Genomic DNA, 23,682 nt, shown 5'->3' with positions numbered 1-23,682 from the left:
TGCCTTCTTTTCACCGCCTGATGCAAGCGCTGGGCGCCGCCCTTTGCGGGTTGTCCTGCGGCGCGGCGATCGCCGCCTCGGCACCCGCCGCGGCGTCGGCGGCGCACGTGGCGAGTCGTCCGCAGGCGAGCGTCAGCGCGTCCGCTGTCGCCGCGCCCGATGCCGCCGGCGTGGTCGATCCGCGCCGCGCATTCATCCTGCGGGACGTGTTCGCGCAAAGCGTCACACGTAAGCTGGTGGTGCCGGCGGCGGATCAGCAAGCCTATGCGGATCGCATGCAAGCAGTGCTCGACGCGCACATGCTGGGCGATTTATCGGGCGAGTATGTCGTGCTGGTCGATCGAAACGCCAATGTCCAGGCGCTCTTCATCTATTTTCGCGCCGCGCCGGCGGATGTCTGGCAGATGATCGGCGCGTCGCCGGTCTCGACCGGGCGGCCGGGCGAGTATGACCACTTCGTCACGCCGCTCGGCGTGTTCGAACATACGCCCGCCAACATGGATTTCCGCTCGGAAGGCACGCAGAACGAAAACCATATTCGTGGTTACGGCAAACGTGACATGCGGATCTTCGACCTCGGCTGGGCAGAGGGCGAGCGTGGCTGGGGCAAGGGCGGGATGTCGCAGATGCGCTTCCAGATGCATGCCACCGACCCTGACCGACTCGAACCGCTGCTCGGCATTCGTCACTCGAAAGGTTGCGTGAGGATTCCCGCGTCGCTCAATACGTTTCTCGATCACTACGGCATTCTCGACGCCGAGTATGCGGCGCTCGTCGAGTCGGGTAGATCGCTGTGGGTGTTGAAGAGCGATCGTCAGGTGACGCCGTGGGCAGGGCGATACATCGTCGTGCTGGATTCGGAACGCAAGAGCCGCCCGGCATGGGCGCCCGCGCCGGGCGGCAAGGCGCGCGCCAATGTGCCGGCCGGGGCGGACACGGCGGATTGATGCGCGGTCGCGGCGCTGAATGTGGGCGTGCCAGCCCGTTTGGTGCGGGCGCGTCACCTCGTTCAGCGAGAGTACGCCAGCCCCGTTTGGCGTGATCGCGTCGGATCGTTCAGCGAGAGCACGTTAGCCCGTTTGGCGTGATCACGTCAGCTCGTTCGGCGAGAGTGCGCCAGCCCGTTTGGCGCGATCACGTCAGCCCGCTCAGCGCGAGCGCGCCAGCACCACGCCCACCAGCGCCACGGCGAAACCGGCGACCTGCAGCGGCAGCAAGGTCTCGCCGAAGCCCGCATACCCTTCGAGCGCGGCGAGCGGTGGAGCGAGAAACATCAGCGCGGTGGCGCGGGCCGCGTCTCCACGTCTGACCATCCACACGAGCAACGTGACGCTGATGCCCGAGAGCATCACGATGCCCCACGCCAGCGACGCCCACAGCGTAGGCGACGCAATCCAGCGATGCTCACCGAGCGCCAGCACGAGCACGCCCGCGACGAGCGCCGCGCCGAGGTTCTGCACCGCGCTCGCGCTGCGAATATCGGCCTTGGCAAGCGAAGTCTTCTGAAACAGCGTGCCCGCGGTAATCGCGCCGATCGCGGCGATCGAGATCGCTACGACCAGCCAGGCGGGCGCGCTGCCGTGCGGTGTCGCCGGGGCGGCCGCCGTCAGCTTCGGTTCGAGCACCAGCACGACGCCGGCGAGGCCGAGCGCCATGCCGCTCCAGCCACGCCGCGACAACCGCTCGCCGAAGAGCGGCGCGGCGACGGCAGCCGTTGCCAGCGGTTGAAGCGCGCCGAGCAAAGCCATCACACCCGCGCTCAAGCCTTGGGCGACGGCCCAGTAGCCGGCGCCGAGATACACGCCTTGCAGCAGCGCGCCCGCCACCAGATGTTTGACGAAGTCGCGCCTGCCAGGCCACGCGGCGCGTGCCGCCAGCGCGGCCAGCGCGAAGATCAGCGCCGTGCCGCCGAAGCGCGCGAGCAGGAAAAGATTGGGATCGGCATAGGGCGTGATCGCGCGGGCGACCACGAAACCGGTCGACCACAATACGACGAAGACGGCGGCGATTAAGGAAGCGAGCATCGGAAAGGATGGTGTAAAAAGCCGCCATCTTGTCGGGATAGGAGATGCGTGTCTTGTTCGAAGCTGCAATCGGCGAGGCAGTGCAACGCAACGCAACGCGTAACGCAACGCGTAACGCAAAGCAATGCGTAACGCAAAGCAATGCGTAAGGCAAAGCAATGCGTAAGGCAAGGCAATGCGTAAGGCAAGGCAACGCGCAAGGCAAGGCAACGCGTAAGGCAACGCAACGCGGCAAGGCACCGCAACGCGCAAGGCACCGCACCGCACCGCGGGTTGACACCCCGCCGCATGCCCCCACCAACGCCATCACCACATCAGCAGCACAGTCCCCGCACCGAGCACGCCACCGCACACGGCGCACGCCCACAGCAGCGCGCGCGTGCGCCGGTATTCCCGGCCGATCTCCAGCATGAGCTGCGCATTCTGCTGCGGCTTGCGCGCACGATCATGCTCATGCTGCAGATACCGAACCGCCAGTTGCGGCACGCGCGGCAGCATATGCGCGAGGTGCGGCAACTCGCGCGTGATCCGCTTGATCCAGCCGCGATGGTCGATGTCGCGCCGCGCGATATCCGCCAGCACGCCGCGTGTGATATTCCACGTGTCGACGCCTGGATGCAGCGCACGCGCCAGCATTTCCGCTTGATGAAACGAGCGTTGCGCGCTCGCGAGCCGCCCGGGCACCGCGCCGTCGAACGGATGCACCGCGTGCAGCAGATGATGAAACAGCGAACCCGCCGAGCGGTCTTCCGGCTCGGCCGCGAAATGCGCTTCCGCGCGCGTGCGCAACTCGGCTTCGAGCACCTCGGCGCGCGTGTCGTGCGGCACGTGCCCGGCATCGCGATGCATTTCGGCGAGCCGCCCGTAGTCCTGGTCGAACAGCGCGGTTGCGCCATGCACGAAGAACTCACGCTCGCCGGTCGAGAGGCTCGACATGATCGAAAACTCCGCCAGCACGAGACGCCCGAGCGTGTCGGGTTCGATGCTCACCCGCACGCGGCGCGCGTCGAGTGTGGCGTGAAAGAAGCCATGTTCGAACGCCTGCTCGGTCACCACTTCGACGATATGCGCGGCGAGCGGCGCGAGTTTGATGTGATGCGCGTGCAGACCGGGCAGATCGTTGGCCGGCAAGGTGCTGACGCGTTGCATTGTTAGCGTGTGGTGGGTGCAGAGATCCCAGATCACGCCCGGCACGACGATGCGCGCGTCGCCGTCGAAATGATGGCCGGTCTGGCTCAGATTGGCGGCTTCCGCGCGCAGATCGAAACGGCGCAGGATGTCGTCCGTGAAGGTCTGCGCCTGCGCGCGCAGTTGCAGGCGGCGCGCGGTGCCGGAGAGCTTCTCCAGCCAGCGCGCGACCCAGCGCAGCAGCGCGAGTTCGTCGCCGATCTGCTGCAACTGGTCGGCGCGCACGAGCTTGATCGCCACTTCGTAGTGACCGTTCACCGGCGCGAGCAGCCGTGCAAAATGCGTCTGTTCGGCGAAGCCGCCGCGTACCGGCACCAGATCCACGGCACTGAAAAGCGTGGCGAGCGGCTTGCCGAAGGCGCGCGCGAGTGCCTGTTCCGCCTCGCGCGGCGGCAGCGGAGCTTCCATGTGATCGATCGCGTCGAGCGCGTCGTGCAGAGTGCCGGTCGCGAGTTCGGGCCGTTCGACCAGGGTTTGCGCGAACCGCTCCGCCAGCGGCCCGAGTGCGGGCAGCACGCCGTTCAGGCTCTGGCCGCCGCGGCCTGCCGCGTGCACGCGGCCGACCAGCCCGATCATCCAGTGCAGCTTGTGATCTTGCGGAGCGGCAAGCCAGATCAGGCGCGCGCCGTAACGCAGCGCGTGGAACAGCAACAGTAGACGGCGAAACAGTGGCGGCATCGGCAGTTCGGTTGACGGGGCACGCGTGCGTTCAAAGCTATCGAAGGACGATCGCGCGCGGCCTGGGCGTTCAGGTTAGCAGGTAAGCGCGCCGAGGGGAGCATCGCCGCGCGTCGCGTAATACAATACGCCGGCCTTCTCAAACCGTGGCGAAACCCAAGCGTGCCGGCTTCCGGCCTTTTATCGATGCTCGCAGAACAACGTCACCAATACATCCTGGCGCAAGTCGCCAAAACGGGCGCGCTTTCAGTCGCGGAACTGGTACGCGAATTGAACGTGTCGCGCGAAACCATTCGCCGTGACCTGAACGCGCTGGCCGGGCGCGGCCTGCTGGTCACGACGCACGGCGGCGCGCTGTCGAGCGACCGGCGCGAGCCCGACCTCGACACACGCGAAGCGGCGAACGCCGGCGCGAAGCGCGCCATCGGCGAGCGCGCGGCGGAGTTCGTGCCGGACGGCGCGTCGCTGATCATCGATTCGGGCAGCACCACGCAAGCGGTGGCGCGGGCGCTGCTCGACCGGCATCGGCTGTCGGTGTACACGAACGACTGGCGCATCGCGCTGCTGCTCGGCCGGCGTAACGACAACCGCGTCACGCTGCTGGGCGGCGAACTGTCGGATATCGAAGACGCCACCTTCGGGCTCGATACGGTTCATCAACTCACGCAGTACCACGCGGACTTTGCCTTCATCGGCGCGGGCGGGATTTCGCCGGACGGCTATCTGACCGACTACAGCCGCATGGCCGCGGAGGTACGCAGCCGCATGATCGCCGCTGCGGACATGGTGGTGATCGTCGCCGATCATTCGAAGTTCGGCCGCGTGACGCCGGTGCGCATCAACGGTATCGAGTCGGCGCGTTACCTCGTGACCGAATTGGCTCCGGAGCGCGCTCTCGGCAAGGCGATCACGGCGCATGGCCCGGAAATCCTGATCGCCTGAGCGTGCGTGCCACGGCGAGCCTGTCTATTTCACAGGGATGTCGAACCGTTCGAGCGTGCGGCCGATCGCGGCCGCCGTGTCGAGCAGTTCGCTCGCATCGATCGCGCCGATGCAACCCACGCGAAACGATTCCACCTGAGTCAGTTTGACCGGAACCAGCAGGGAGCCCTGGCGCGGCACGAGCGGGCCGGGCGCCGCTTCGACTGTGATCGTCCCACTGCCTTGAAGCGGTGCGCATGTATAGTCATTTTCGCCATGTACGATCTTCCCCGGGTTTGCGCGTGCGCCGTCAGTCATGTGGTTGAACGCGGCGTCCCGCGAACCCCAGCCGCGCGGGATCGCCTCGCGCGTCCGCGTGGAAGTGGTGGGCGGGCCGGGTCGTTTCCACGAGGGCGCGCAAGCCTCCGCAATCATCTGAAAAGAGCCGCCGCCGGGACCCGATGACGAAAAGATTCATTTGGATATTATTGGCGAATTGTGTCATTTTTTGGAATTGAGCAGAATCGTCATGGCGCTGTCATGGAAACCTGTGATCCTTGCCGTGCCCGTTCAGGCATGGCTGGCAGCGCGAGCGTCGTAGGCGGGCTGTAAGTCGGGCAGGAAAAGAGGGTACAAGAAGCAGCAAAGTTGTTGGCAATCTGCAATCCGCATGATCCGCACACGGCTTGATGCGGGCAACACGCAAGCGGCGCGGCGCTACCGCCGTTCAATCACAACAGGTATCGGGATATCCCGACCGTCTGGTTTTTTGCCTTTCGGAGAAAGCGACATGACAAAGACGAATTCCCTTCACGCTACGGCCGGCCTCGCACGCAAACTGTTGCCGGCGCTGATCGCCGCTGCAGCCTTCGGCGCCACGGCCATGCAGGCGCACGCGGCCGACGCCGTGGTGCTCTACACCGCCGACGGCCTCGAGAACCTCTACAAGGACGTGCTGCCGGCCTTCGAAAAGAAGGAAGGCGTGAAGGTCAACATCGTCACGGCGGGTAGCGGCGAAGTGGTGAACCGCGCCACCATCGAAAAAGATCAGCCGAAGGCGGACGTGCTCGTCACGCTGCCGCCGTTCATCCAGCAAGCCGACCAGAGCGGCCTGCTGCAGGCTTACCAGAGCGCCAACTACAAGAACGTGCCGGCGATCGCCAAGGCGTCGAACGGCGCGTGGGCGACTTTCGTGAACAACTACTTCTCGTTCGCGATCAACCCGGAAGTCACCAAGACGGCGCCGAAGACCTTCGCCGACCTGCTGCACCCGGACTTCAGCGGCAAGGTTGCGTACTCGAACCCGGCCACGGCGGGCGACGGTATGGCGGTGATCATCCTGACGTCGTCGCTGATGGGCGAAGACAAGGCGTTCGACTATCTGAAGAAGCTCGAAAACAGCGCCAAGTTCCACACCAAGGGCACGGGCTATCTCGACGTGCTGCTCTCGCGTAACGAAATCGCGGTTGCCAACGGCGACCTGCAAATGGATCTCGACGACGCGGCCAACGGCGGCCTGTCGCTCAAGCCGATTTTCCTCGCACACGAAGGCGGCCAGCCGACCACGTTCCAGCTGCCGTACGCAATCGGCCTGATCAAGAACGGTCCGAACCAGGCGGAAGGCAAGAAGCTGATCGACTACCTGATGTCGACGGAAGTGCAGGCGAAGGTGCCGGACATCTTCGGTATTCCGGGCCGTACCGACGTGCCGCTGGCAGGCAAGAACGGCGAAACCGTCAAGCAGGCGATCGCCGGCGTGAAGCTGATTCCGGTGGACTGGACTCAGGTGATGGCGAAGAAGGCCGACTGGACCGCACGCTGGAAGAATGAAGTGATCGGTTCGTCGGGCAAGCAGATCGAAGTGGTCAAGCCGAAGTAAGCCGTCGTTCGTCACGCAATCGACCTCACTCGGGACTTAACCGGGTGACGTCACAGAGTCAGGCGGCGCTTTCGGGACTCGCTCCCGGGCGCTGCATCAGCATTAATCCAGTTGGAGGATGAACCCGGTGAATACGGCCAGTCTTGCTCACCCAGGCGCGCTCGGCGCCTCACAGGACGCGCTCGACGCCGCGCGTTCGAACACGCCGGGCGGCGTGCAGATCGACCATCTGACGGTGCGCTTCGGTTCGCGCACGGTACTCGACGATCTGTCGCTGACCATCCAGCGCGGCGAATTGCTCACCGTGCTCGGCCGCAGCGGTTGCGGCAAGACTACCTTGTTGCGTTTCATCGCCGGGTTTATCGAAGCAGACGGTCTGTCCGGCACGCTGACCGTGGCCGGTCACGACCTCACGCACGTGCCGCCGCACAAGCGCAATCTCGGCCTGCTGTTTCAGAGCTATGCGCTGTTTCCCCATTTGTCGGTATTCGAGAACGTCGCCTTCGGCTTGCGTGCGCGCCGCACGCCGGCCAAAGACGTGGCCCGGCGAGTCGCCGATGCGCTGAAGCTGGTGCAACTCGGCGACGCCGGTCACGTGATGCCCGCGCAGCTGTCGGGCGGCATGCAGCAGCGCGTGGCGCTCGCGCGCGCGCTGGTGATCGAACCCGACGTACTGTTGCTCGACGAACCGCTTTCCGCACTCGACGCCAACCTGCGCGCGTCGGTGCGTTCCGAACTCAAGGCGCTGCATGAGCGGCTGCCGAATCTGACGATCGTCTGCGTGACGCACGATCAGGACGACGCGCTGGTGCTGTCCGACCGCACGCTGCTGATGCGCGAAGGCCGCATCGCGCAACTCGGCACGCCGCAACAGTTGTACGACACGCCGGCCGACGGGTTCGTCGCGCGTTATCTGGGCGCGGCCAATCTGCTGCCGCCGCAGATCGCGTTCAGCATGAGCGACGCGCGCTATAACGAGCGCGAGCGCGTGGCCTGTCTGCGTCCCGAGGCGTTGCGTATCGTGCCGCTCGGCGAAGGGCACTTGCACGGCACGATCGCCTCGGTCGAATGGTACGGCGCGGTGTTGTCGATATCCGTTGCACTGGACGCCATGCCCAACGAGCCGGTGCTCGTCACCATGCAGCGCGGCCACGGCATGATGCCGGAGAAGGGCGCGCGTGTTTCCCTGCGTTACGAGGCTGACGATGTCGTCCTTATCAACCCCTGATACGCCCAACCCGCTCGGCACGGCCGCCGCCGACGCCGCCGCCGCGCGCCGCAGCGCCAGCGCCGCCTCGCATAGCGCCGCGGTGAAGCGCCGCGAACGCGTCGCGCAATGGCATTTGCTGTTCATCGCCGTGGTCGTGCTCGGGCCGTTGGTCATCTATCCGCTCGTGCGTCTGGTGCTGCTCAGTCTGACCGGCCCGCATGGCTTGAGCGTGCATGCGTATTCGGCCTTTTTCGGCAATCCGGAAACGAGCGGCGTGATCGGCACGACGTTGTGGATCCTGTTCGCCAGTGCCGGGCTCGCGTCGCTCCTCGGCGTCGCGCTGGCGTCGATCCTGTTCTTCAAGCCGTTCCCCGGCGCGCGGATGATCACGCGTTTTCTCGAACTGTTCGTCGCGTTCCCGTCGTTTCTGGTCGCGTTCACGTTGATCTTTCTGTACGGCTCGCAAGGTTCCGTCAGCATCGGCTTGCAGCGGCTCTTTCATCTGCAGGCGCCGCCGCTCGATTTCCTGTTCGGCGTAGGCGGCGTGATTCTCGCGGAAGTCGTGTTCTACGCGCCGTTCGTGGTGCGTCCCACGCTGGCTTCGTTCGCCACGCTCGACATGCGTCTGATCGAAGCCGCCCGCAGCCTCGGCGCGAACGGCTGGATGGTTGCGTTCAAGGTGATCCTGCCGCTCGCATGGCCGGGCATCGCCGCGGGCACGATCCTGTGCTTTCTGCTCACGCTCAACGAGTTCGGCATTCTGCTCGTGCTCGGCAGCGCGCATCTGATCACGCTGCCGGTGGCGATCTACAGCTCCGCCACGGTCGATCTCGATCTGCCGACCGCCGCCGCCGGCGCGGTCGTGATGCTGATCATGTCTTTGTCGCTGTACGCGTTGTACCGCCAGGTCAACCGTCGCAAGGTGAAAGGAGCGGGCCATGGCCGTTGAACTCGACCCGACCGTTTTGCCGGTCATGCACAAGAAAGCCCGGCCGGTGCGTCGCAGCCTGGTGGTGCGCATGCTCGGCGGCCTGTTTCTCGGCTTTGCCGCGTTGCTGTGCTTCTGGCTGTTCGTGTTGCCCGTGCTGGTCGTCGCGCTATCGAGCGTGGCGGCGCACTGGTCCGGCACGATCCTGCCCGATGGCTTCAGCATGCGCTGGTTCGAGCGTCTCGGTTCGAGCGATTTCGACGCGCTCACCACCAGCCTCGAAATCGGCATGGGCGTCGCGGTGCTCGGCACGATTCTCGGCCTGTGGCTCGCGCTCGCGCTCGAAGGACGAGACCGCCGCGGCCTCGGCGCCTTCGTCGACACTATTGCGATGATGCCCAACGGCGTACCGAGCGTGGTGCTCGGGCTCGCGGTTCTGATCGCGTATCACAAGCGTCCGTTCGATCTGTCGAGCTCCGCGGCGATCGTCGTGTTCGTGCAGCTCGCGCTAGTGCTGCCGTTCTGCTACCGCTGCGCCGCCGCCGCGTTGCGCCCGGAGCTGACGATTCTGCGCGAAGCGGCGGCAAGCCTCGGTGCGCCGCCTTCGATGGTGTTGCGCCGGGTCGTGCTGCCGCAACTGGTGCCGGCGATCCGCGCGAGTCTCGCGCTGGGTTTCGCACTCTCGCTCGGCGAACTCGGCGCCACGCTCACCGTATACCCGCCGGGCTTCGCGACGGTGCCGATCGTGGTCGTCGGGCAGGTGGAGCGCGGCTATTACCTGCCGGCCTCCGCGCTGTCGCTGATTCTTCTGCTGGTCTCGCTGGCTGCGCTGTTGTTGATCGCGGCGCGTGTTCCGCGCCGTCGGGCGGACTGACGGGCAACTTCTGATGCGTCAGCAGGCGCACCTCGACGGCGGGCCCGCACTTATCGATGTGGCAAAAATTGTCAAAATGACCGAATATATGCAAACTGCTTCTGTCGATCCGATCGAGGTTGTGCGCAGGCATTCGCTGACCACGCTGGTTCGCGACGAAATCGAACGGCACATCATCGAGGGGGCGCTCGCGCCCGGCGACAAGCTCAACGAAGCCGACTGGGCGACGCGGCTGCAGGTGTCGCGCGGTCCGGTGCGCGAGGCGTTTCGCGCGCTGGAGCAGGCCGGCCTCGTCCGTACGGAGAAGAACCGCGGCGTGTTCGTGCGGACGGTGTCGCTGGCGGAAGCCGACGAGATTTACGCGGTGCGCGCGGTGCTGGAAGAGGCGGCGTGCCGGATGCTGGCGGTGAGTATCGATGCGCGCAAGCTCGCGGTGTTGCGCGATTGGCTCGACGCCATGCGCGCGGCGCTCGACGCCCAGGATCACGATGCGTACGCGCGCGCGAATGTGGCGTTTCACGATGCGCTGGTAGCGGCGTCGGGCAATCTGAAGCTGTATGAGACGTATCGAAGGCTGGTGTGCGAGTTGAGTCTGTTTCGGCGTGCCGCGCTGGTCGTGCATGCCGATGCGATGGAGCGCTCGCTGGCCGAGCATCGCGCGATCCTGACGGCGCTGGCGTCGCGCGAGCCCGAGCAGGCCGCGGCGTTGATGCATGCGCACGTGAACGGCGGCTTGCAGCGCGCTCATGCCGCATGCGAACCGGAAGGAACGTTGGGCGTGGTGAGGATGCCGCCGGCATCGAACGAATAAAAGACGGGCAACGGACTGACTACAACACGCGTGCCCTGCACGCATGGAAGGCAACGATGGCAAATACGAGCACAGGCACGAACGAACGCACGATCGAAGTCAACGGCCGCCGCTACCGGCTACCTTCGCAACCGACGGTCGTGGTGTGCGTCGACGGTTGCGAGTTCGACTATCTCGAAGCCGCGGTCGCGGCGGGCGTCGCGCCGTTCATCGGCAAGATGCTCAAAGGCGGCGGCGCGTTCAAGGGCGACTGCGTGATCCCGTCGTTCACCAACCCGAACAATCTCTCGATCGTGTGCGGCGTGCCGCCTTCGGTGCACGGCATCTGCGGCAATTACTTCTGGGATCCGGACGCGAACGGCGGCGAGGGCGCGGAAGTGATGATGAACGATCCCGCGTATTTGCGCGCCGGCACGTTGCTGGCCGCTGCCGCCGAAGCCGGCGCCGCGGTGGCCGTGGTCACCGCGAAAGACAAACTGCGCCGGCTGCTCGGCTGGCAGTTGAAGGGCATCTGCTTCTCGGCGGAAAAAGCCGACAAGGTCACGCTGGAAGAAAACGGCATCGACGAAGTCCTTGATCTGGTCGGCTTGCCGGTACCCGACGTGTACAGCGCGGGGTTGTCCGAGTTCGTGTTCGCCGCCGGCGTGCGGCTCGCGCAAACGCGCAAGCTCGACCTGATGTATCTGTCGACGACTGATTACATCCAGCACAAGTTCGCGCCCGGCACCGAGGGCGCGAACGCGTTCTACGCGATGATGGACGGCTACCTTGCAAAGCTCGACGCGCTCGGCTGGGTGATCGGCCTGACCGCCGACCATGGCATGAACGCGAAGTACGATCCGCAGACCGGCGAGCCGAATGTGATCTATCTGCAAGACGTGCTGGACGAGTGGCTCGGCGCCGGCCGCGCGCGTGTGATTTTGCCGATCACGGATCCGTACGTGGTGCATCACGGCGCGCTCGGCTCGTTCGCAACGATTTATCTTCCGCGCGATGTCAGCGTCGCGCAGGTGATCGAACGGATCGGCGGCATGCAAGGGATCGAAACCGTGCTCGACAACCGCGCCGCGTGCGAGCGCTTCGAACTGCCGAATGACCGCGTCGGCGATATCGTCGTGGTCAGCACGAAGCATGTCGTGCTCGGCACGCGGCGCGATGAGCACGACCTGTCGGGCCTGACCGTGCCGTTGCGCTCGCACGGCGGTATCTCCGAGCAGGAAGTGCCGCTGCTGTTCAACCGGCGTGTCGAAGCGTTGCCGTCCAGCAGTGCCGGCAATGGCGCCAAGCGACTGCGTAACTTCGATATCTTCGACATCGCCCTGAATCGCGTGTCGGCACCATGAACGCCACGCTGCGGGACCATCCGGCTTTTCGGGCGGAAGCGCTGCGGCTCAAAGGCGAACGCGTGACGCGCTCGCGCACGCTCGACGTGTTCGATCCTTATACGGGAACACGCGTGGGTACGGTCCCGTTGGCGAGCGTCGACGACGTGCGCGCTGCGTTCGAATATGCGGCAGCCTATCAGGCTCAGCTCACGCGTTACGAACGCTCGCAGATTCTCGAACGCGCGGCGGCGCTCATGCGTGAGCGCACCGAAGAGGCATCGGATCTGATTTCGCTCGAATCCGGTTTGTCGAAGCAGGACTCGCGTTACGAGATCGGCCGCGTGGCCGATGTGTTCAAGTTCGCCTCGATCGAAGCGTTGCGTGACGATGGGCAGAGCTTTTCCTGCGATCTGACGCCGCATGGCAAGAAGCGGCGCGTGTTCTCACAGCGCGAGCCGCTGGCGGGCGTGATCGTCGCGATTACCCCGTTCAACCATCCGATGAACCAGGTTGCGCACAAGATCGCGCCGGCCATCGCGACCAATAATCGGGTGGTGCTGAAACCGTCGGAAAAGGTGCCGCTGTCGGCGCTCTATCTCGCCGACGTTCTATACGAAGCTGGTTTGCCCGCGCCGATGCTGCAGGTGCTGACCGGCGACCCGCGCGAAATCGCCGATGAATTGATCACGCATCCGTTGGCGGAGCTCGTCACGTTCACGGGCGGTGTGGCGATCGGCAAATACATCGCGGGCAAGGCGGCATACCGGCGCGTAGTGCTGGAGTTGGGCGGCAACGATCCGCTGATCGTGCTCGAAGACGCCGATCTCGACCGCGCGGCGACGCTTGCCGTGCAGGGCTCGTACAAGAACTCCGGGCAGCGGTGCACTGCGGTCAAGCGGATGCTGGTTCAAAAGAGCGTGGCTGCGGACTTCACCGATCTGGTCGTCGAGAAGACGCGGGCCTGGTCTTTCGGCGATCCGTTCGATGGGTCGAACCAGATGGGCACCGTGATCGACGTCGCCGCGGCGCAGCTCTTCGAGACCCGCGTGAACGAGGCGGTGGCGAGCGGGGCGCGTCTGCTGAGTGGCAACCAGCGCAACGGCGCGCTGTACGCGCCGACGGTGCTGGACCGCGTCGACCCTTCCATGACGCTGGTGCGCGAGGAAACCTTCGGACCGGTGTCGCCGATCATCACCTTCGACACGCTCGACGACGCCATCCGCATCAGCAACGGCACGCCGTTCGGGTTGTCGTCAGGCGTGTGCACGAACCGGCAGGATGCGATCACGCGGTTCATCAACGAATTGCGCGTGGGGACGGTCAACGTGTGGGAAGTGCCCGGCTACCGGATCGAGCTGACGCCGTTCGGCGGCATCAAGGACTCCGGGCTTGGCTATAAGGAAGGTGTTCAGGAAGCCATGAAGAGCTTCACCAATCTAAAGACCTTTTCATTACCGTGGGAGTGATAGCGTGGCATTGAGTGTGAAGGACATCCGTTCCCTGTTTGAACAGTACGGCAATCTGGCTTATAGCGGCGAGCCGGTGACGCAACTCGAACATGCCTTGCAGAGCGGCTTGTTGGCGGAAGAGGCTGGCGCTGACGAGGAACTGGTCGCCGCGGCGTTTCTACACGACCTCGGCCACCTGCTCAATCTGCAGGGTGAGACGCCGACGGAGCGGGGCATCGACGATCTGCACCAGTATTTCGCGCTGCCGTTCCTGCGGCCGGTGTTGTCGGAGGCGGTGTTGGAGCCGATTCGGCTGCACGTCGACGCCAAGCGCTGCCTGTGCGCCATCGACAATACCTATTTCGGCCAGCTTTCCGCCGATTCCGTGCGAAGCCTGGAATTGCAGGGCGGCATCTTCAGCAAGGAGGAGGCGGAGGCGTTTCTGCAGAAGCCTCACGCGGAAGACGCGTTGCGCCTGCGCAGATGGGACGATCTCGCCAAGGAAGAGAACCGCGCGACCCCGGATCTCGCGCACTATCTGGGCGTTGTCGAGCGAGCGATGCTTAAACACGCGGCTGTTTGAACTGCTTGAGGGTGGTTTGATTGAGGCGGCTTCGGCCCTACGCGCGCTTCCTCGTCTTCTGATTCGTTCGTCGTTTCCGCATCGTTTCTGGCGCAATCCATGCATATCAAAATAACGCTTGCAAGGCGCTGGGCGGCTCGCTAGAATCTCGCTCTTTCGTGCTTCGGACAACGGAGCGCGGGGGCGGGAGAGCCAGTAGTGGCAAGGCTTTCAGCGAAGTGGGCGGGTTGGGAAAGTTAGAAAAACCTGTTGACGACGTAGTGAAAGTTCTTCATAATCTCGTTTCTCTGCTGCTGATGCAGCGACGCAGAACGAAGCGGTGCCGGGTAGCTGGAAGTACGGTGCTGGTTCGGTAGTGGATGCGGACTCGATCTTTAAAAATTAACAGCCGATAAGTGTGGGCGCTTGATGCGCGATGCGAGGTGGATCTTTCGGGATCTGCCGGCAAGCAAAAGTATCAAGTCTCACACAGTAATGAAAGGAAGGTTTGACTGTCGCAAGATGGTTGGATCATTCGTCAGTACGTTGAGTGAGCGACCGGTTCCTAACGGAACCGAAAAACAGTAACAGGTTTGAACTGAAGAGTTTGATCCTGGCTCAGATTGAACGCTGGCGGCATGCCTTACACATGCAAGTCGAACGGCAGCACGGGGGCAACCCTGGTGGCGAGTGGCGAACGGGTGAGTAATACATCGGAACGTGTCCTGTAGTGGGGGATAGCCCGGCGAAAGCCGGATTAATACCGCATACGATCTGTGGATGAAAGCGGGGGATCCTTCGGGACCTCGCGCTACAGGGGCGGCCGATGGCAGATTAGCTAGTTGGTGGGGTAAAGGCCTACCAAGGCGACGATCTGTAGCTGGTCTGAGAGGACGACCAGCCACACTGGGACTGAGACACGGCCCAGACTCCTACGGGAGGCAGCAGTGGGGAATTTTGGACAATGGGCGAAAGCCTGATCCAGCAATGCCGCGTGTGTGAAGAAGGCCTTCGGGTTGTAAAGCACTTTTGTCCGGAAAGAAAACCTCGTGGTTAATACCCGTGGGGGATGACGGTACCGGAAGAATAAGCACCGGCTAACTACGTGCCAGCAGCCGCGGTAATACGTAGGGTGCAAGCGTTAATCGGAATTACTGGGCGTAAAGCGTGCGCAGGCGGTCCGCTAAGACAGATGTGAAATCCCCGGGCTTAACCTGGGAACTGCATTTGTGACTGGCGGGCTAGAGTATGGCAGAGGGGGGTAGAATTCCACGTGTAGCAGTGAAATGCGTAGAGATGTGGAGGAATACCGATGGCGAAGGCAGCCCCCTGGGCCAATACTGACGCTCATGCACGAAAGCGTGGGGAGCAAACAGGATTAGATACCCTGGTAGTCCACGCCCTAAACGATGTCAACTAGTTGTTGGGGATTCATTTCCTTAGTAACGTAGCTAACGCGTGAAGTTGACCGCCTGGGGAGTACGGTCGCAAGATTAAAACTCAAAGGAATTGACGGGGACCCGCACAAGCGGTGGATGATGTGGATTAATTCGATGCAACGCGAAAAACCTTACCTACCCTTGACATGTATGGAACCTGGCTGAGAGGTCGGGGTGCCCGAAAGGGAGCCATAACACAGGTGCTGCATGGCTGTCGTCAGCTCGTGTCGTGAGATGTTGGGTTAAGTCCCGCAACGAGCGCAACCCTTGTCCCTAGTTGCTACGCAAGAGCACTCTAGGGAGACTGCCGGTGACAAACCGGAGGAAGGTGGGGATGACGTCAAGTCCTCATGGCCCTTATGGGTAGGGCTTCACACGTCATACAATGGTCGGAACAGAGGGTCGCCAACCCGCGAGGGGGAGCCAATCCCAGAAAACCGATCGTAGTCCGGATCGCACTCTGCAACTCGAGTGCGTGAAGCTGGAATCGCTAGTAATCGCGGATCAGCATGCCGCGGTGAATACGTTCCCGGGTCTTGTACACACCGCCCGTCACACCATGGGAGTGGGTTTTACCAGAAGTGGCTAGTCTAACCGCAAGGAGGACGGTCACCACGGTAGGATTCATGACTGGGGTGAAGTCGTAACAAGGTAGCCGTATCGGAAGGTGCGGCTGGATCACCTCCTTTCTCGAGCTAACGCGTCAATGTGTTGAGCGCTCACGCTTATCGGCTGTGAAATTTAGACAGACTCAGGGGTCTGTAGCTCAGTCGGTTAGAGCACCGTCTTGATAAGGCGGGGGTCGATGGTTCGAATCCATCCAGACCCACCAAAGTCTTGTCTGGTGTGCTGATCGATAACCTCTGGGTATCAACAGGTAGAGATTATCTGTGCATGACTGGGGGATTAGCTCAGCTGGGAGAGCACCTGCTTTGCAAGCAGGGGGTCGTCGGTTCGATCCCGTCATCCTCCACCAATCCTCAATGCGTAGCGTTCTGTGAGAAGCAGAGCGTTGTGCATTGGCGATTGAGCCAGTCAGAGTGATACGCGGTTATAGCAACTGCGATATCGGCTGTCGTTCTTTAACAATCAGGAAGAAGTAGTAAAGAGATTCACGAAAGATCACTTAGAGATGGGTGGTTGAGTAGGTGAATCAGGGTTGTGATTGTATCAATGTATGAAAAGGTGATCGAAAGATTGCCTTGGAATACGGCGCAACACGAATACTCAACCTGTAGCGGCATGTGAATCGAGAGAGACACACCCGTTATAGGGTCAAGCGAACAAGTGCATGTGGTGGATGCCTTGGCGATCACAGGCGATGAAGGACGCGGTAGCCTGCGAAAAGCGGTGGGGAGCTGGCAAACGAGCTTTGATCCACCGATATCCGAATGGGGAAACCCGGCCCGTATGGGTCATCCGTAGCTGAATACATAGGCTACGTGAAGCGAACGCGGTGAACTGAAACATCTAAGTAACCGCAGGAAAAGAAATCAACCGAGATTCCCAGAGTAGTGGCGAGCGAAATGGGACCAGCCTGTACTCTTTATCTTCATTGTTAGTCGAAGGCTCTGGAAAGTGCCGCCATAGCAGGTGATAGCCCTGTAGACGAAAACAGCGAGGAAGAACTGGGTGTACGACAAGTAGGGCGGGACACGTGAAATCCTGTCTGAAGATGGGGGGACCATCCTCCAAGGCTAAATACTCGTGATCGACCGATAGTGAACCAGTACCGTGAGGGAAAGGCGAAAAGAACCCCGGGAGGGGAGTGAAATAGATCCTGAAACCGCATGCATACAAACAGTCGGAGCCTCGCAAGGGGTGACGGCGTACCTTTTGTATAATGGGTCAGCGACTTACATTCAGTGGCAAGCTTAACCGATTAGGGCAGGCGTAGCGAAAGCGAGTCCGAACAGGGCGTTCAGTCGCTGGGTGTAGACCCGAAACCAGGTGATCTATCCATGGCCAGGATGAAGGTGCGGTAACACGTACTGGAGGTCCGAACCCACTAACGTTGAAAAGTTAGGGGATGAGCTGTGGATAGGGGTGAAAGGCTAAACAAACCTGGAAATAGCTGGTTCTCTCCGAAAACTATTTAGGTAGTGCCTCGTGTATCACCTTCGGGGGTAGAGCACTGTCATGGTTGTGGGGTCCATTGCGGATTACTACGCCATAGCAAACTCCGAATACCGAAGAGTGCAATCACGGGAGACAGACATCGGGTGCTAACGTCCGGTGTCAAGAGGGAAACAACCCAGACCGCCAGCTAAGGTCCCCAAATATTGCTAAGTGGGAAACGAAGTGGGAAGGCTAAAACAGTCAGGAGGTTGGCTTAGAAGCAGCCATCCTTTAAAGAAAGCGTAATAGCTCACTGATCGAGTCGTCCTGCGCGGAAGATGTAACGGGGCTAAGCAATATACCGAAGCTGCGGATGCATATTTATATGCATGGTAGGAGAGCGTTCCGTAAGCCTGCGAAGGTGCATTGAAAAGTGCGCTGGAGGTATCGGAAGTGCGAATGCTGACATGAGTAGCGATAAAGGGGGTGAAAGGCCCCCTCGCCGTAAGCCCAAGGTTTCCTACGCAACGTTCATCGGCGTAGGGTGAGTCGGCCCCTAAGGCGAGGCAGAAATGCGTAGCTGATGGGAAGCAGGTTAATATTCCTGCACCATTGTTAAATGCGATGGGGGGACGGATCGCGGAAGGTTGTCCGGGTGTTGGAAGTCCCGGTCCTTGCATTGGAGAAGGCGCTTAGGCAAATCCGGGCGCGGAATTCAAGGGTGTGAGGCCATTCACTTCGGTGAAGAAGCAACTGGAAGTGGTTCCAAGAAAAGCCTCTAAGCTTCAGTTTAACAAGACCGTACCGCAAACCGACACAGGTGGGCGAGATGAGTATTCTAAGGCGCTTGAGAGAACTCGGGAGAAGGAACTCGGCAAATTGGTACCGTAACTTCGGGATAAGGTACGCCCCTGTAGCTTGACTGGCCTGCGCCAGAAGGGTGAAGGGGTTGCAATAAACTGGTGGCTGCGACTGTTTAATAAAAACACAGCACTCTGCAAACACGAAAGTGGACGTATAGGGTGTGACGCCTGCCCGGTGCCGGAAGATTAAATGATGGGGTGCAAGCTCTTGATTGAAGTCCCGGTAAACGGCGGCCGTAACTATAACGGTCCTAAGGTAGCGAAATTCCTTGTCGGGTAAGTTCCGACCTGCACGAATGGCGTAACGATGGCCACACTGTCTCCTCCCGAGACTCAGCGAAGTTGAAGTGTTTGTGATGATGCAATCTCCCCGCGGCTAGACGGAAAGACCCCATGAACCTTTACTGTAGCTTTGCATTGGACTTTGAACCGGTCTGTGTAGGATAGGTGGGAGGCTTTGAAGCGTGGACGCCAGTCTGCGTGGAGCCGACCTTGAAATACCACCCTGGTTTGTTTGAGGTTCTAACCTTGGTCCGTTATCCGGACTGGGGACAGTGCATGGTAGGCAGTTTGACTGGGGCGGTCTCCTCCCAAAGTGTAACGGAGGAGTACGAAGGTACGCTAGGTACGGTCGGAAATCGTGCTGATAGTGCAATGGCATAAGCGTGCTTAACTGCGAGACCGACAAGTCGAGCAGGTGCGAAAGCAGGTCATAGTGATCCGGTGGTTCTGTATGGAAGGGCCATCGCTCAACGGATAAAAGGTACTCTGGGGATAACAGGCTGATACCGCCCAAGAGTTCATATCGACGGCGGTGTTTGGCACCTCGATGTCGGCTCATCTCATCCTGGGGCTGTAGCCGGTCCCAAGGGTATGGCTGTTCGCCATTTAAAGAGGTACGTGAGCTGGGTTTAAAACGTCGTGAGACAGTTTGGTCCCTATCTGCCGTGGGCGCTGGATATTTGAAGGGGGCTGCTCCTAGTACGAGAGGACCGGAGTGGACGAACCTCTGGTGTACCGGTTGTCACGCCAGTGGCATCGCCGGGTAGCTATGTTCGGAAGAGATAACCGCTGAAAGCATCTAAGCGGGAAACTCGCCTTAAGATGAGATATCCCCGGGGCTTCGAGCCCCTTGAAGGGTCGTTCAAGACCAGGACGTTGATAGGTCAGGTGTGGAAGCGCAGTAATGCGTTAAGCTAACTGATACTAATTGCCCGTAAGGCTTGATCCTATAACAGGTGTGTCTTGCGATGATCGTTAGTGCTTCAGCACTTACGAGCATCCCACCCCCGAAGGGGGCAGGGACGCCACACACGGTTGAGTGATCAGTGTTGTGCCAGAAACAACACAACCCCAAGCTTGCCTGGTGAGCATCACCAGAAACTACTTCTTCCAGATTGGTTGGGCTGTCCCCAAAGACAGCGCAACAACAAGTCATGCCTGATGACCATAGCGAGTCGGTCCCACCCCTTCCCATCCCGAACAGGACCGTGAAACGACTCCACGCCGATGATAGTGCGGATTCCCGTGTGAAAGTAGGTAATCGTCAGGCTCCCCAGCAGCATCAGAAACCCCACCCCATAAAGGTGGGGTTTCTGCGTTTATGGCCGCCCGCCGCCCGCCGGCAAACGGCAAACGCCCGCGGGCGCGGACGAACACGAACAGACACAAACGAACACGTGGAAAACGGCCCGGAATACGCGCGAAACTATCCACGCGAACCCGCGCCTTCACTCCCTGCCCGGCCGCACCGCCTTCGCATAGCCCGTCAGTATCCAGATACGCCTGTCCCACCTCCACACCTGCGCGACTCACCCGCACCGCAGCCGCCCCCGGCACAGCCAGCGGCGCTCCCAACATCACCGCTGCTTCACTGCGGCACGACATCCCCGCCGCTGCTCGCACCCACAGGCACCGTGCCATCGCTCATCTGTGCTTTGTCGACTTCTGCAAGCAACGCCTCATCGCGTGCAATGACTTTGGGCAGATGCGTACGCAAGAATTCGACCCAAGTCCGTGTCTTCGCGTCGATGAACTTACGTGACGGGTACAGTGCGTAAATATTCATCTTCTGCGCTGTATATTCCGGCAACACGCGCACCAACGTTCCGTCACGCAAACCTGAAATCGCAGCGTACAGCGGCACCATGCCAATGCCCATCCCTTCACGAATCGCGACAATCAGCGACTCGGCGATGTTCACGTGCACCGGCCCATTCACCTCCATCGTTTCGCAGCCATTCGGCCCGTCGAGCACCCAATCGTGCGGCGGAAACGCCGGAGTGTGCAGAATCAAACACTCATGATGCGCCAGCTCAGCTGGTTTCTGCGGCGCGCCGTGAGTGCGCACGTACGCCGGCGAAGCGCACAAGATGCTGAAGGTCGTTCCCAACGGAAGCGACACGAGATCTGAATTAGGCAACGTGGAAGCGAGGATCACCGCGACATCCGCACTGCCTTCGAAAAGATCGGGCATGCGCTGCGACATCGTCAGTTCGACAGTCACCTCGGGATACAGCGCGCGATAGCGCGAAATAGCCGGCAGCACATAATGCTGACCAATGCTGGCAAAGCTATGCATCCGCAAAGCGCCGGTGGGGCGCTCGTGCGCGCAACTGGCTTCTTCTTCCGCGGTGCCGACATCTGCAAGTATCTGCTGACATCGTTTCAGATAACGTTCGCCTGCGGTCGTAAGCGCAAGCCGTCGCGTGGAACGATTCAGCAACCGAGTCCGCAGATGAGCTTCGAGTTCCGAAACCGCGCGGGACATCGCGCCAGTCGTTGAGTTGAGCGACTGCGCGGCGCCGGTGAAACTACCGGCTTCGACCACGCGCACGAACACTCGCATATTTTGTAACGTATCCATCGATCCTTCTATTTCACGGCAGAGGCCATATTGTCCGCCTGTCTCGGATGCGCATTGTTGTTCGTTTTGGAAGGAACGTTCCGCCTCGGTCCCCTTAATGCGCGCGTAGCATGCTCCTACAATCGGCGCCTTGCGTGCCGGAGTGAGCAACAGTGTTCTCCGGTGCGTCTTTCCGCGACCAACCGAGGTGTATTGCTTTCAAATGAAACGCGAACATGCGATCAGGCCGACGGCCGATTCCGTCCGGCAGTGGAGCGTCATGTTGCGATCGCTCAGTCCAGTCGTTCTGGATTGGGCTAATAGCGATGGCCTCGTCTGGCTGCATCTGCTGAAAACGGTCACCGCTGGTCTGCTGGCGCTGGGCATTGCGATGCTGCTGGATCTGCCGCAACCGCGCATTGCGATGACTACGGTGTTCGTGCTGATGCAGCCGTTCAGCGGAATGGTACTCGCCAAGAGTTTCTACCGAATTCTCGGGACTGCGGTGGGCACAGCCGCTGCGCTCGTGCTTGGTGCATTGTTCGTCCAGCAGCCCGAGTTGTACATGATCGGCATGATTTGCTGGGTCAGCGCCTGCATTGCGGCAGCGGTCCGGTTTCGGCATTTCAGGTGGTACGGCTTTGTGCTTGCAGGTTACACCGCTGCGCTGATCGGCATCCCGAATGTCACGGCGCCTCATGACCTGTTTCTGGCGGCGCTTACGCGCGCGGCGGAAGTGGCGGTCGGCATCGTGTCTTCGAGCGCGGTGAGCGCGCTGATCGTGCCACAACGATCGAGCCTTGCGCTGCGGCACACACTACAGTCTCGATACAGAAATTTTACTGCGTTCGCCGCCGACGTGCTGGTTCGCGGCCTTGAGCGTGGTCAATTCGAGCGACGCTTTGCGAATCTCGTCGATGAGATCGTCGGTTTCGAGGCGACGCGCACGTTTGCCGCCTTCGAAGATCCGGCCATGCGTTCCCGCAGCCAGCATCTCGGCCGTCTAAACAGCGAGTTTATGGATGCCTGCGCGCGGTTGCATGCGCTGCATCAGCTGCTCAAGCGTCTGCGTGTAAATGGTTCGATGGCGATCGCCACGGCGATCAAGCCGTACTTCCACGAATTGGCTGCGCTCATGGCGCAGCCGCCCGAGGCGACCGTCGACGCATCGCGCATGGCAGCCCGTTTGCAGCACTTTCAGGCGAGCTTGCCGCGGCGCGTGCGCGAAACGAGAAGGCCGCTGGAAGCTTCGCCTGCGGAATCGCTTGCGGACTTCGATACTGCTGCGGAACTGCTGTACCGGTTCGTCGACGAATGGATCCGCTACTCGGGGACCTACGCGTCGCTGACGCTGCGTAAGCAGGCAGGTCAGCCGCAAGCCACCAGCCGTTACGTGAGCAAAACCAACAGCTTTGTCGTCGCGATGACATTTATCCGCTCGGCCGTGGTCATGGCGATCGCAGGCTGGTTCTGGATCGCGACAGACTGGCCGAGCGGAGGCCTGGCCGTGATCGGTGCGGCACTGGTTTGCGCGCTGACATCGACCGCGCCGAACCCCTCGAAGATGGCCGTACAGATGGCCGTCGGCGCCGTGCTGGCGACCATGACCGGTTATCTGTTCACCTGCTACGTGTATCCCAACATCGACGGCTTTCCGCTCCTGTGCATCACGCTTGCGCCGGTGCTCGCGCTCGGTGCATTCGTCGCCACGCGCAAACTCGCGGCGGGATATGGGATCGGTTTCTCGGTGTTTTTTTGCCTGCTCGCCGGGCCCGACAACGTCGTCGCTTACGCGCCGGATCTGCTGATCAACAATGGCATTGCGCTTACCGCGTCGCTGTTGCTGGCGGCGCTTGTGTTCGCGATCGTTTTCCCGGCTGACATGCCCTGGCTCATCGGGAAAATCATGGGCGACCTGCGCGCGCAAGTCGTGTCTGCATGCAAGGACGAATTGCCGGGACTCAATCAACGCTTTCAGTCGAGCACACACGATCTGACTTCCCAGTTGCGCGTGCTATTGGCGCGACGCTCCCGGCGTCGCCGCGATGCTTTGCGCTGGATGCTCGCGACGCTTGAAGTGGGCCACGCCGTGATCGATCTGCGCAACGAAGCGGTCCGCGCGGAGTATGCGCACGCACTGCATCCGCGTTGGGGCAGCGCCGTCGAGCACACGCGCGACGACCTCGCGCGGCTCTTCGAGCGGCCCGGTGCGCGGAGTCTCGAACGCGCGCTGGCGTCCGTGAACTCGGCCGCGCGGATTGCGCAGGATGTGCTGCAAACGGTTCATGCCGAGCGCGACAAGCGTCACGACCTGCAGCGCATTTTGAGTTGCCTGCACTTTATCCGCACTGCGTTGCTCGACAAGGACGCACCGTTCAATGTGCGTTGAGTGATGGGCGCGGAGTCATGTGGCTTCAGTTATGTCGACATGAAGCATGTGACCTGAACCAGGTGGCCCGAATCAAGCGGCTTGAATCCAGTGGCCAAAATCCTGTCGCCCGAATCCTGTCGCTCAACTCATAAGCCTCGATTCACCGCCGTCACTCGCACACGCCACGATCCACCCTATACGCCGATCCTTCTTCAGGATGGAAAGATCACTTCCGGGCGGCCCCGTTTATCTGCGTGG

General features: G+C 61.5%; 15 protein-coding genes, 2 tRNA genes and 3 rRNA genes. 16 read left to right on the top strand and 4 right to left on the bottom strand.

Annotation, left to right across the window (positions count from 1 at the left end; all coding sequences use genetic code 11):
• Positions 1-20 precede the first annotated feature (20 nt).
• Positions 21-947 (top strand): L,D-transpeptidase, encoded by a 927-nt coding sequence (locus tag BLW71_RS23555; protein ID WP_502686855.1) that lies wholly within the window; start codon positions 21-23, stop codon positions 945-947.
• A gap of 201 nt (positions 948-1,148) precedes the next feature.
• Here the strand turns inward: BLW71_RS23555 and BLW71_RS23550 are convergent, their stop codons facing one another.
• Entirely contained in the window at positions 1,149-2,024 is an 876-nt protein-coding gene (locus tag BLW71_RS23550; RefSeq protein ID WP_091802285.1) for a DMT family transporter, read from the bottom strand.
• A 306-nt stretch (positions 2,025-2,330) separates the two neighbouring features.
• On the bottom strand, positions 2,331-3,890 hold the full coding sequence (locus BLW71_RS23545; RefSeq protein WP_091802281.1) for an ABC1 kinase family protein: 1,560 nt from the start codon (positions 3,888-3,890) through the stop codon (positions 2,331-2,333).
• 186 nt (positions 3,891-4,076) lie between these two features.
• Between BLW71_RS23545 and BLW71_RS23540 the strand changes: the two genes are divergently transcribed.
• Entirely contained in the window at positions 4,077-4,832 is a 756-nt protein-coding gene (locus BLW71_RS23540) for a DeoR/GlpR family DNA-binding transcription regulator (RefSeq protein ID WP_091802278.1), read from the top strand.
• A gap of 24 nt (positions 4,833-4,856) precedes the next feature.
• Here the strand turns inward: BLW71_RS23540 and BLW71_RS41745 are convergent, their stop codons facing one another.
• Complete coding sequence (locus BLW71_RS41745; RefSeq protein ID WP_177205109.1) at positions 4,857-5,129, bottom strand: hypothetical protein; 273 nt, start codon at positions 5,127-5,129, stop codon at positions 4,857-4,859.
• Between the two features lie 472 nt (positions 5,130-5,601).
• Between BLW71_RS41745 and phnS the strand changes: the two genes are divergently transcribed.
• The 13 genes from phnS (at position 5,602) to rrf (ending at position 19,760) form a co-directional block, all read left to right on the top strand.
• On the top strand, positions 5,602-6,690 hold the full coding sequence (gene phnS / locus BLW71_RS23530; protein ID WP_091802275.1) for a 2-aminoethylphosphonate ABC transporter substrate-binding protein: 1,089 nt from the start codon (positions 5,602-5,604) through the stop codon (positions 6,688-6,690).
• A 127-nt stretch (positions 6,691-6,817) separates the two neighbouring features.
• Entirely contained in the window at positions 6,818-7,918 is a 1,101-nt protein-coding gene (phnT, locus tag BLW71_RS23525) for a 2-aminoethylphosphonate ABC transport system ATP-binding subunit PhnT (RefSeq protein WP_091808763.1), read from the top strand.
• On the top strand, positions 7,896-8,849 hold the full coding sequence (locus tag BLW71_RS23520; protein ID WP_091802272.1) for a 2-aminoethylphosphonate ABC transporter permease subunit: 954 nt from the start codon (positions 7,896-7,898) through the stop codon (positions 8,847-8,849). Before phnT ends, BLW71_RS23520 begins: the two co-directional genes overlap by 23 nt.
• On the top strand, positions 8,839-9,702 hold the full coding sequence (gene phnV / locus BLW71_RS23515) for a 2-aminoethylphosphonate ABC transport system, membrane component PhnV (protein ID WP_091802269.1): 864 nt from the start codon (positions 8,839-8,841) through the stop codon (positions 9,700-9,702). Before BLW71_RS23520 ends, phnV begins: the two co-directional genes overlap by 11 nt.
• Before the next feature lie 76 nt (positions 9,703-9,778).
• Positions 9,779-10,513, top strand: a complete 735-nt coding sequence (locus BLW71_RS23510; protein WP_091808760.1) for a phosphonate utilization associated transcriptional regulator — start codon at positions 9,779-9,781, stop codon at positions 10,511-10,513.
• Positions 10,514-10,569: 56 nt separating this feature from the next.
• On the top strand, positions 10,570-11,856 hold the full coding sequence (phnA, locus tag BLW71_RS23505; protein WP_091802266.1) for a phosphonoacetate hydrolase: 1,287 nt from the start codon (positions 10,570-10,572) through the stop codon (positions 11,854-11,856).
• Positions 11,853-13,304, top strand: coding sequence for a phosphonoacetaldehyde dehydrogenase (phnY, locus tag BLW71_RS23500; RefSeq protein WP_091802264.1), 1,452 nt, complete (start codon positions 11,853-11,855; stop codon positions 13,302-13,304). Before phnA ends, phnY begins: the two co-directional genes overlap by 4 nt.
• A 4-nt stretch (positions 13,305-13,308) precedes the next feature.
• Positions 13,309-13,869 carry a phosphonate degradation HD-domain oxygenase gene (locus BLW71_RS23495; protein WP_091802261.1) on the top strand — a complete coding sequence of 187 codons (561 nt, stop codon included), beginning with the start codon at positions 13,309-13,311 and terminating at the stop codon, positions 13,867-13,869.
• Between the two features lie 574 nt (positions 13,870-14,443).
• Positions 14,444-15,976, top strand: a 16S ribosomal RNA gene (locus BLW71_RS23490).
• Positions 15,977-16,042: 66 nt separating this feature from the next.
• Positions 16,043-16,119 (top strand) — tRNA-Ile (locus BLW71_RS23485).
• Positions 16,120-16,187: 68 nt separating this feature from the next.
• Positions 16,188-16,263: transfer RNA gene (locus tag BLW71_RS23480), tRNA-Ala, on the top strand.
• Between the two features lie 297 nt (positions 16,264-16,560).
• Positions 16,561-19,439, top strand: a 23S ribosomal RNA gene (locus BLW71_RS23475).
• 208 nt (positions 19,440-19,647) lie between these two features.
• Positions 19,648-19,760: ribosomal RNA gene (gene rrf / locus BLW71_RS23470) — 5S ribosomal RNA — on the top strand.
• The 16S, 23S and 5S rRNA genes sit together here with 2 tRNA genes alongside, the layout of an rRNA operon.
• A 318-nt stretch (positions 19,761-20,078) precedes the next feature.
• Here rrf and BLW71_RS23465 read toward each other — a convergent pair.
• Positions 20,079-21,074, bottom strand: a complete 996-nt coding sequence (locus BLW71_RS23465) for a LysR family transcriptional regulator (protein WP_091802258.1) — start codon at positions 21,072-21,074, stop codon at positions 20,079-20,081.
• Positions 21,075-21,276: 202 nt separating this feature from the next.
• Here BLW71_RS23465 and BLW71_RS23460 point away from each other — a divergent pair, with 202 nt between their 5' ends.
• Complete coding sequence (locus BLW71_RS23460; protein WP_091802255.1) at positions 21,277-23,442, top strand: FUSC family protein; 2,166 nt, start codon at positions 21,277-21,279, stop codon at positions 23,440-23,442.
• Positions 23,443-23,682: the final 240 nt, after the last annotated feature.

Origin of the sequence: Burkholderia sp. WP9 (assembly GCF_900104795.1) — a bacterium.
Classification (GTDB): Bacteria; Pseudomonadota; Gammaproteobacteria; order Burkholderiales; family Burkholderiaceae; genus Paraburkholderia.
This window is presented reverse-complemented; position numbering and strand designations above follow the sequence as displayed.

Bases quoted from the DNA above. Each gene is read 5' to 3' on its own strand.
- BLW71_RS23555 (WP_502686855.1), top strand. From the start codon at position 21: ATGCAAGCGCTGGGCGCCGCCCTTTGCGGGTTGTCCTGCGGCGCGGCG.
- BLW71_RS23460 (WP_091802255.1), top strand. From the start codon at position 21,277: ATGAAACGCGAACATGCGATCAGGCCGACGGCCGATTCCGTCCGGCAG.
- BLW71_RS41745 (WP_177205109.1), bottom strand. From the start codon at position 5,129: ATGACTGACGGCGCACGCGCAAACCCGGGGAAGATCGTACATGGCGAA.
- phnS (WP_091802275.1), top strand. From the start codon at position 5,602: ATGACAAAGACGAATTCCCTTCACGCTACGGCCGGCCTCGCACGCAAA.
- BLW71_RS23520 (WP_091802272.1), top strand. From the start codon at position 7,896: ATGTCGTCCTTATCAACCCCTGATACGCCCAACCCGCTCGGCACGGCC.
- phnA (WP_091802266.1), top strand. From the start codon at position 10,570: ATGGCAAATACGAGCACAGGCACGAACGAACGCACGATCGAAGTCAAC.
- phnV (WP_091802269.1), top strand. From the start codon at position 8,839: ATGGCCGTTGAACTCGACCCGACCGTTTTGCCGGTCATGCACAAGAAA.
- BLW71_RS23510 (WP_091808760.1), top strand. From the start codon at position 9,779: ATGACCGAATATATGCAAACTGCTTCTGTCGATCCGATCGAGGTTGTG.
- phnY (WP_091802264.1), top strand. From the start codon at position 11,853: ATGAACGCCACGCTGCGGGACCATCCGGCTTTTCGGGCGGAAGCGCTG.
- BLW71_RS23550 (WP_091802285.1), bottom strand. From the start codon at position 2,024: ATGCTCGCTTCCTTAATCGCCGCCGTCTTCGTCGTATTGTGGTCGACC.
- BLW71_RS23545 (WP_091802281.1), bottom strand. From the start codon at position 3,890: ATGCCGCCACTGTTTCGCCGTCTACTGTTGCTGTTCCACGCGCTGCGT.
- BLW71_RS23465 (WP_091802258.1), bottom strand. From the start codon at position 21,074: ATGGATACGTTACAAAATATGCGAGTGTTCGTGCGCGTGGTCGAAGCC.
- BLW71_RS23540 (WP_091802278.1), top strand. From the start codon at position 4,077: ATGCTCGCAGAACAACGTCACCAATACATCCTGGCGCAAGTCGCCAAA.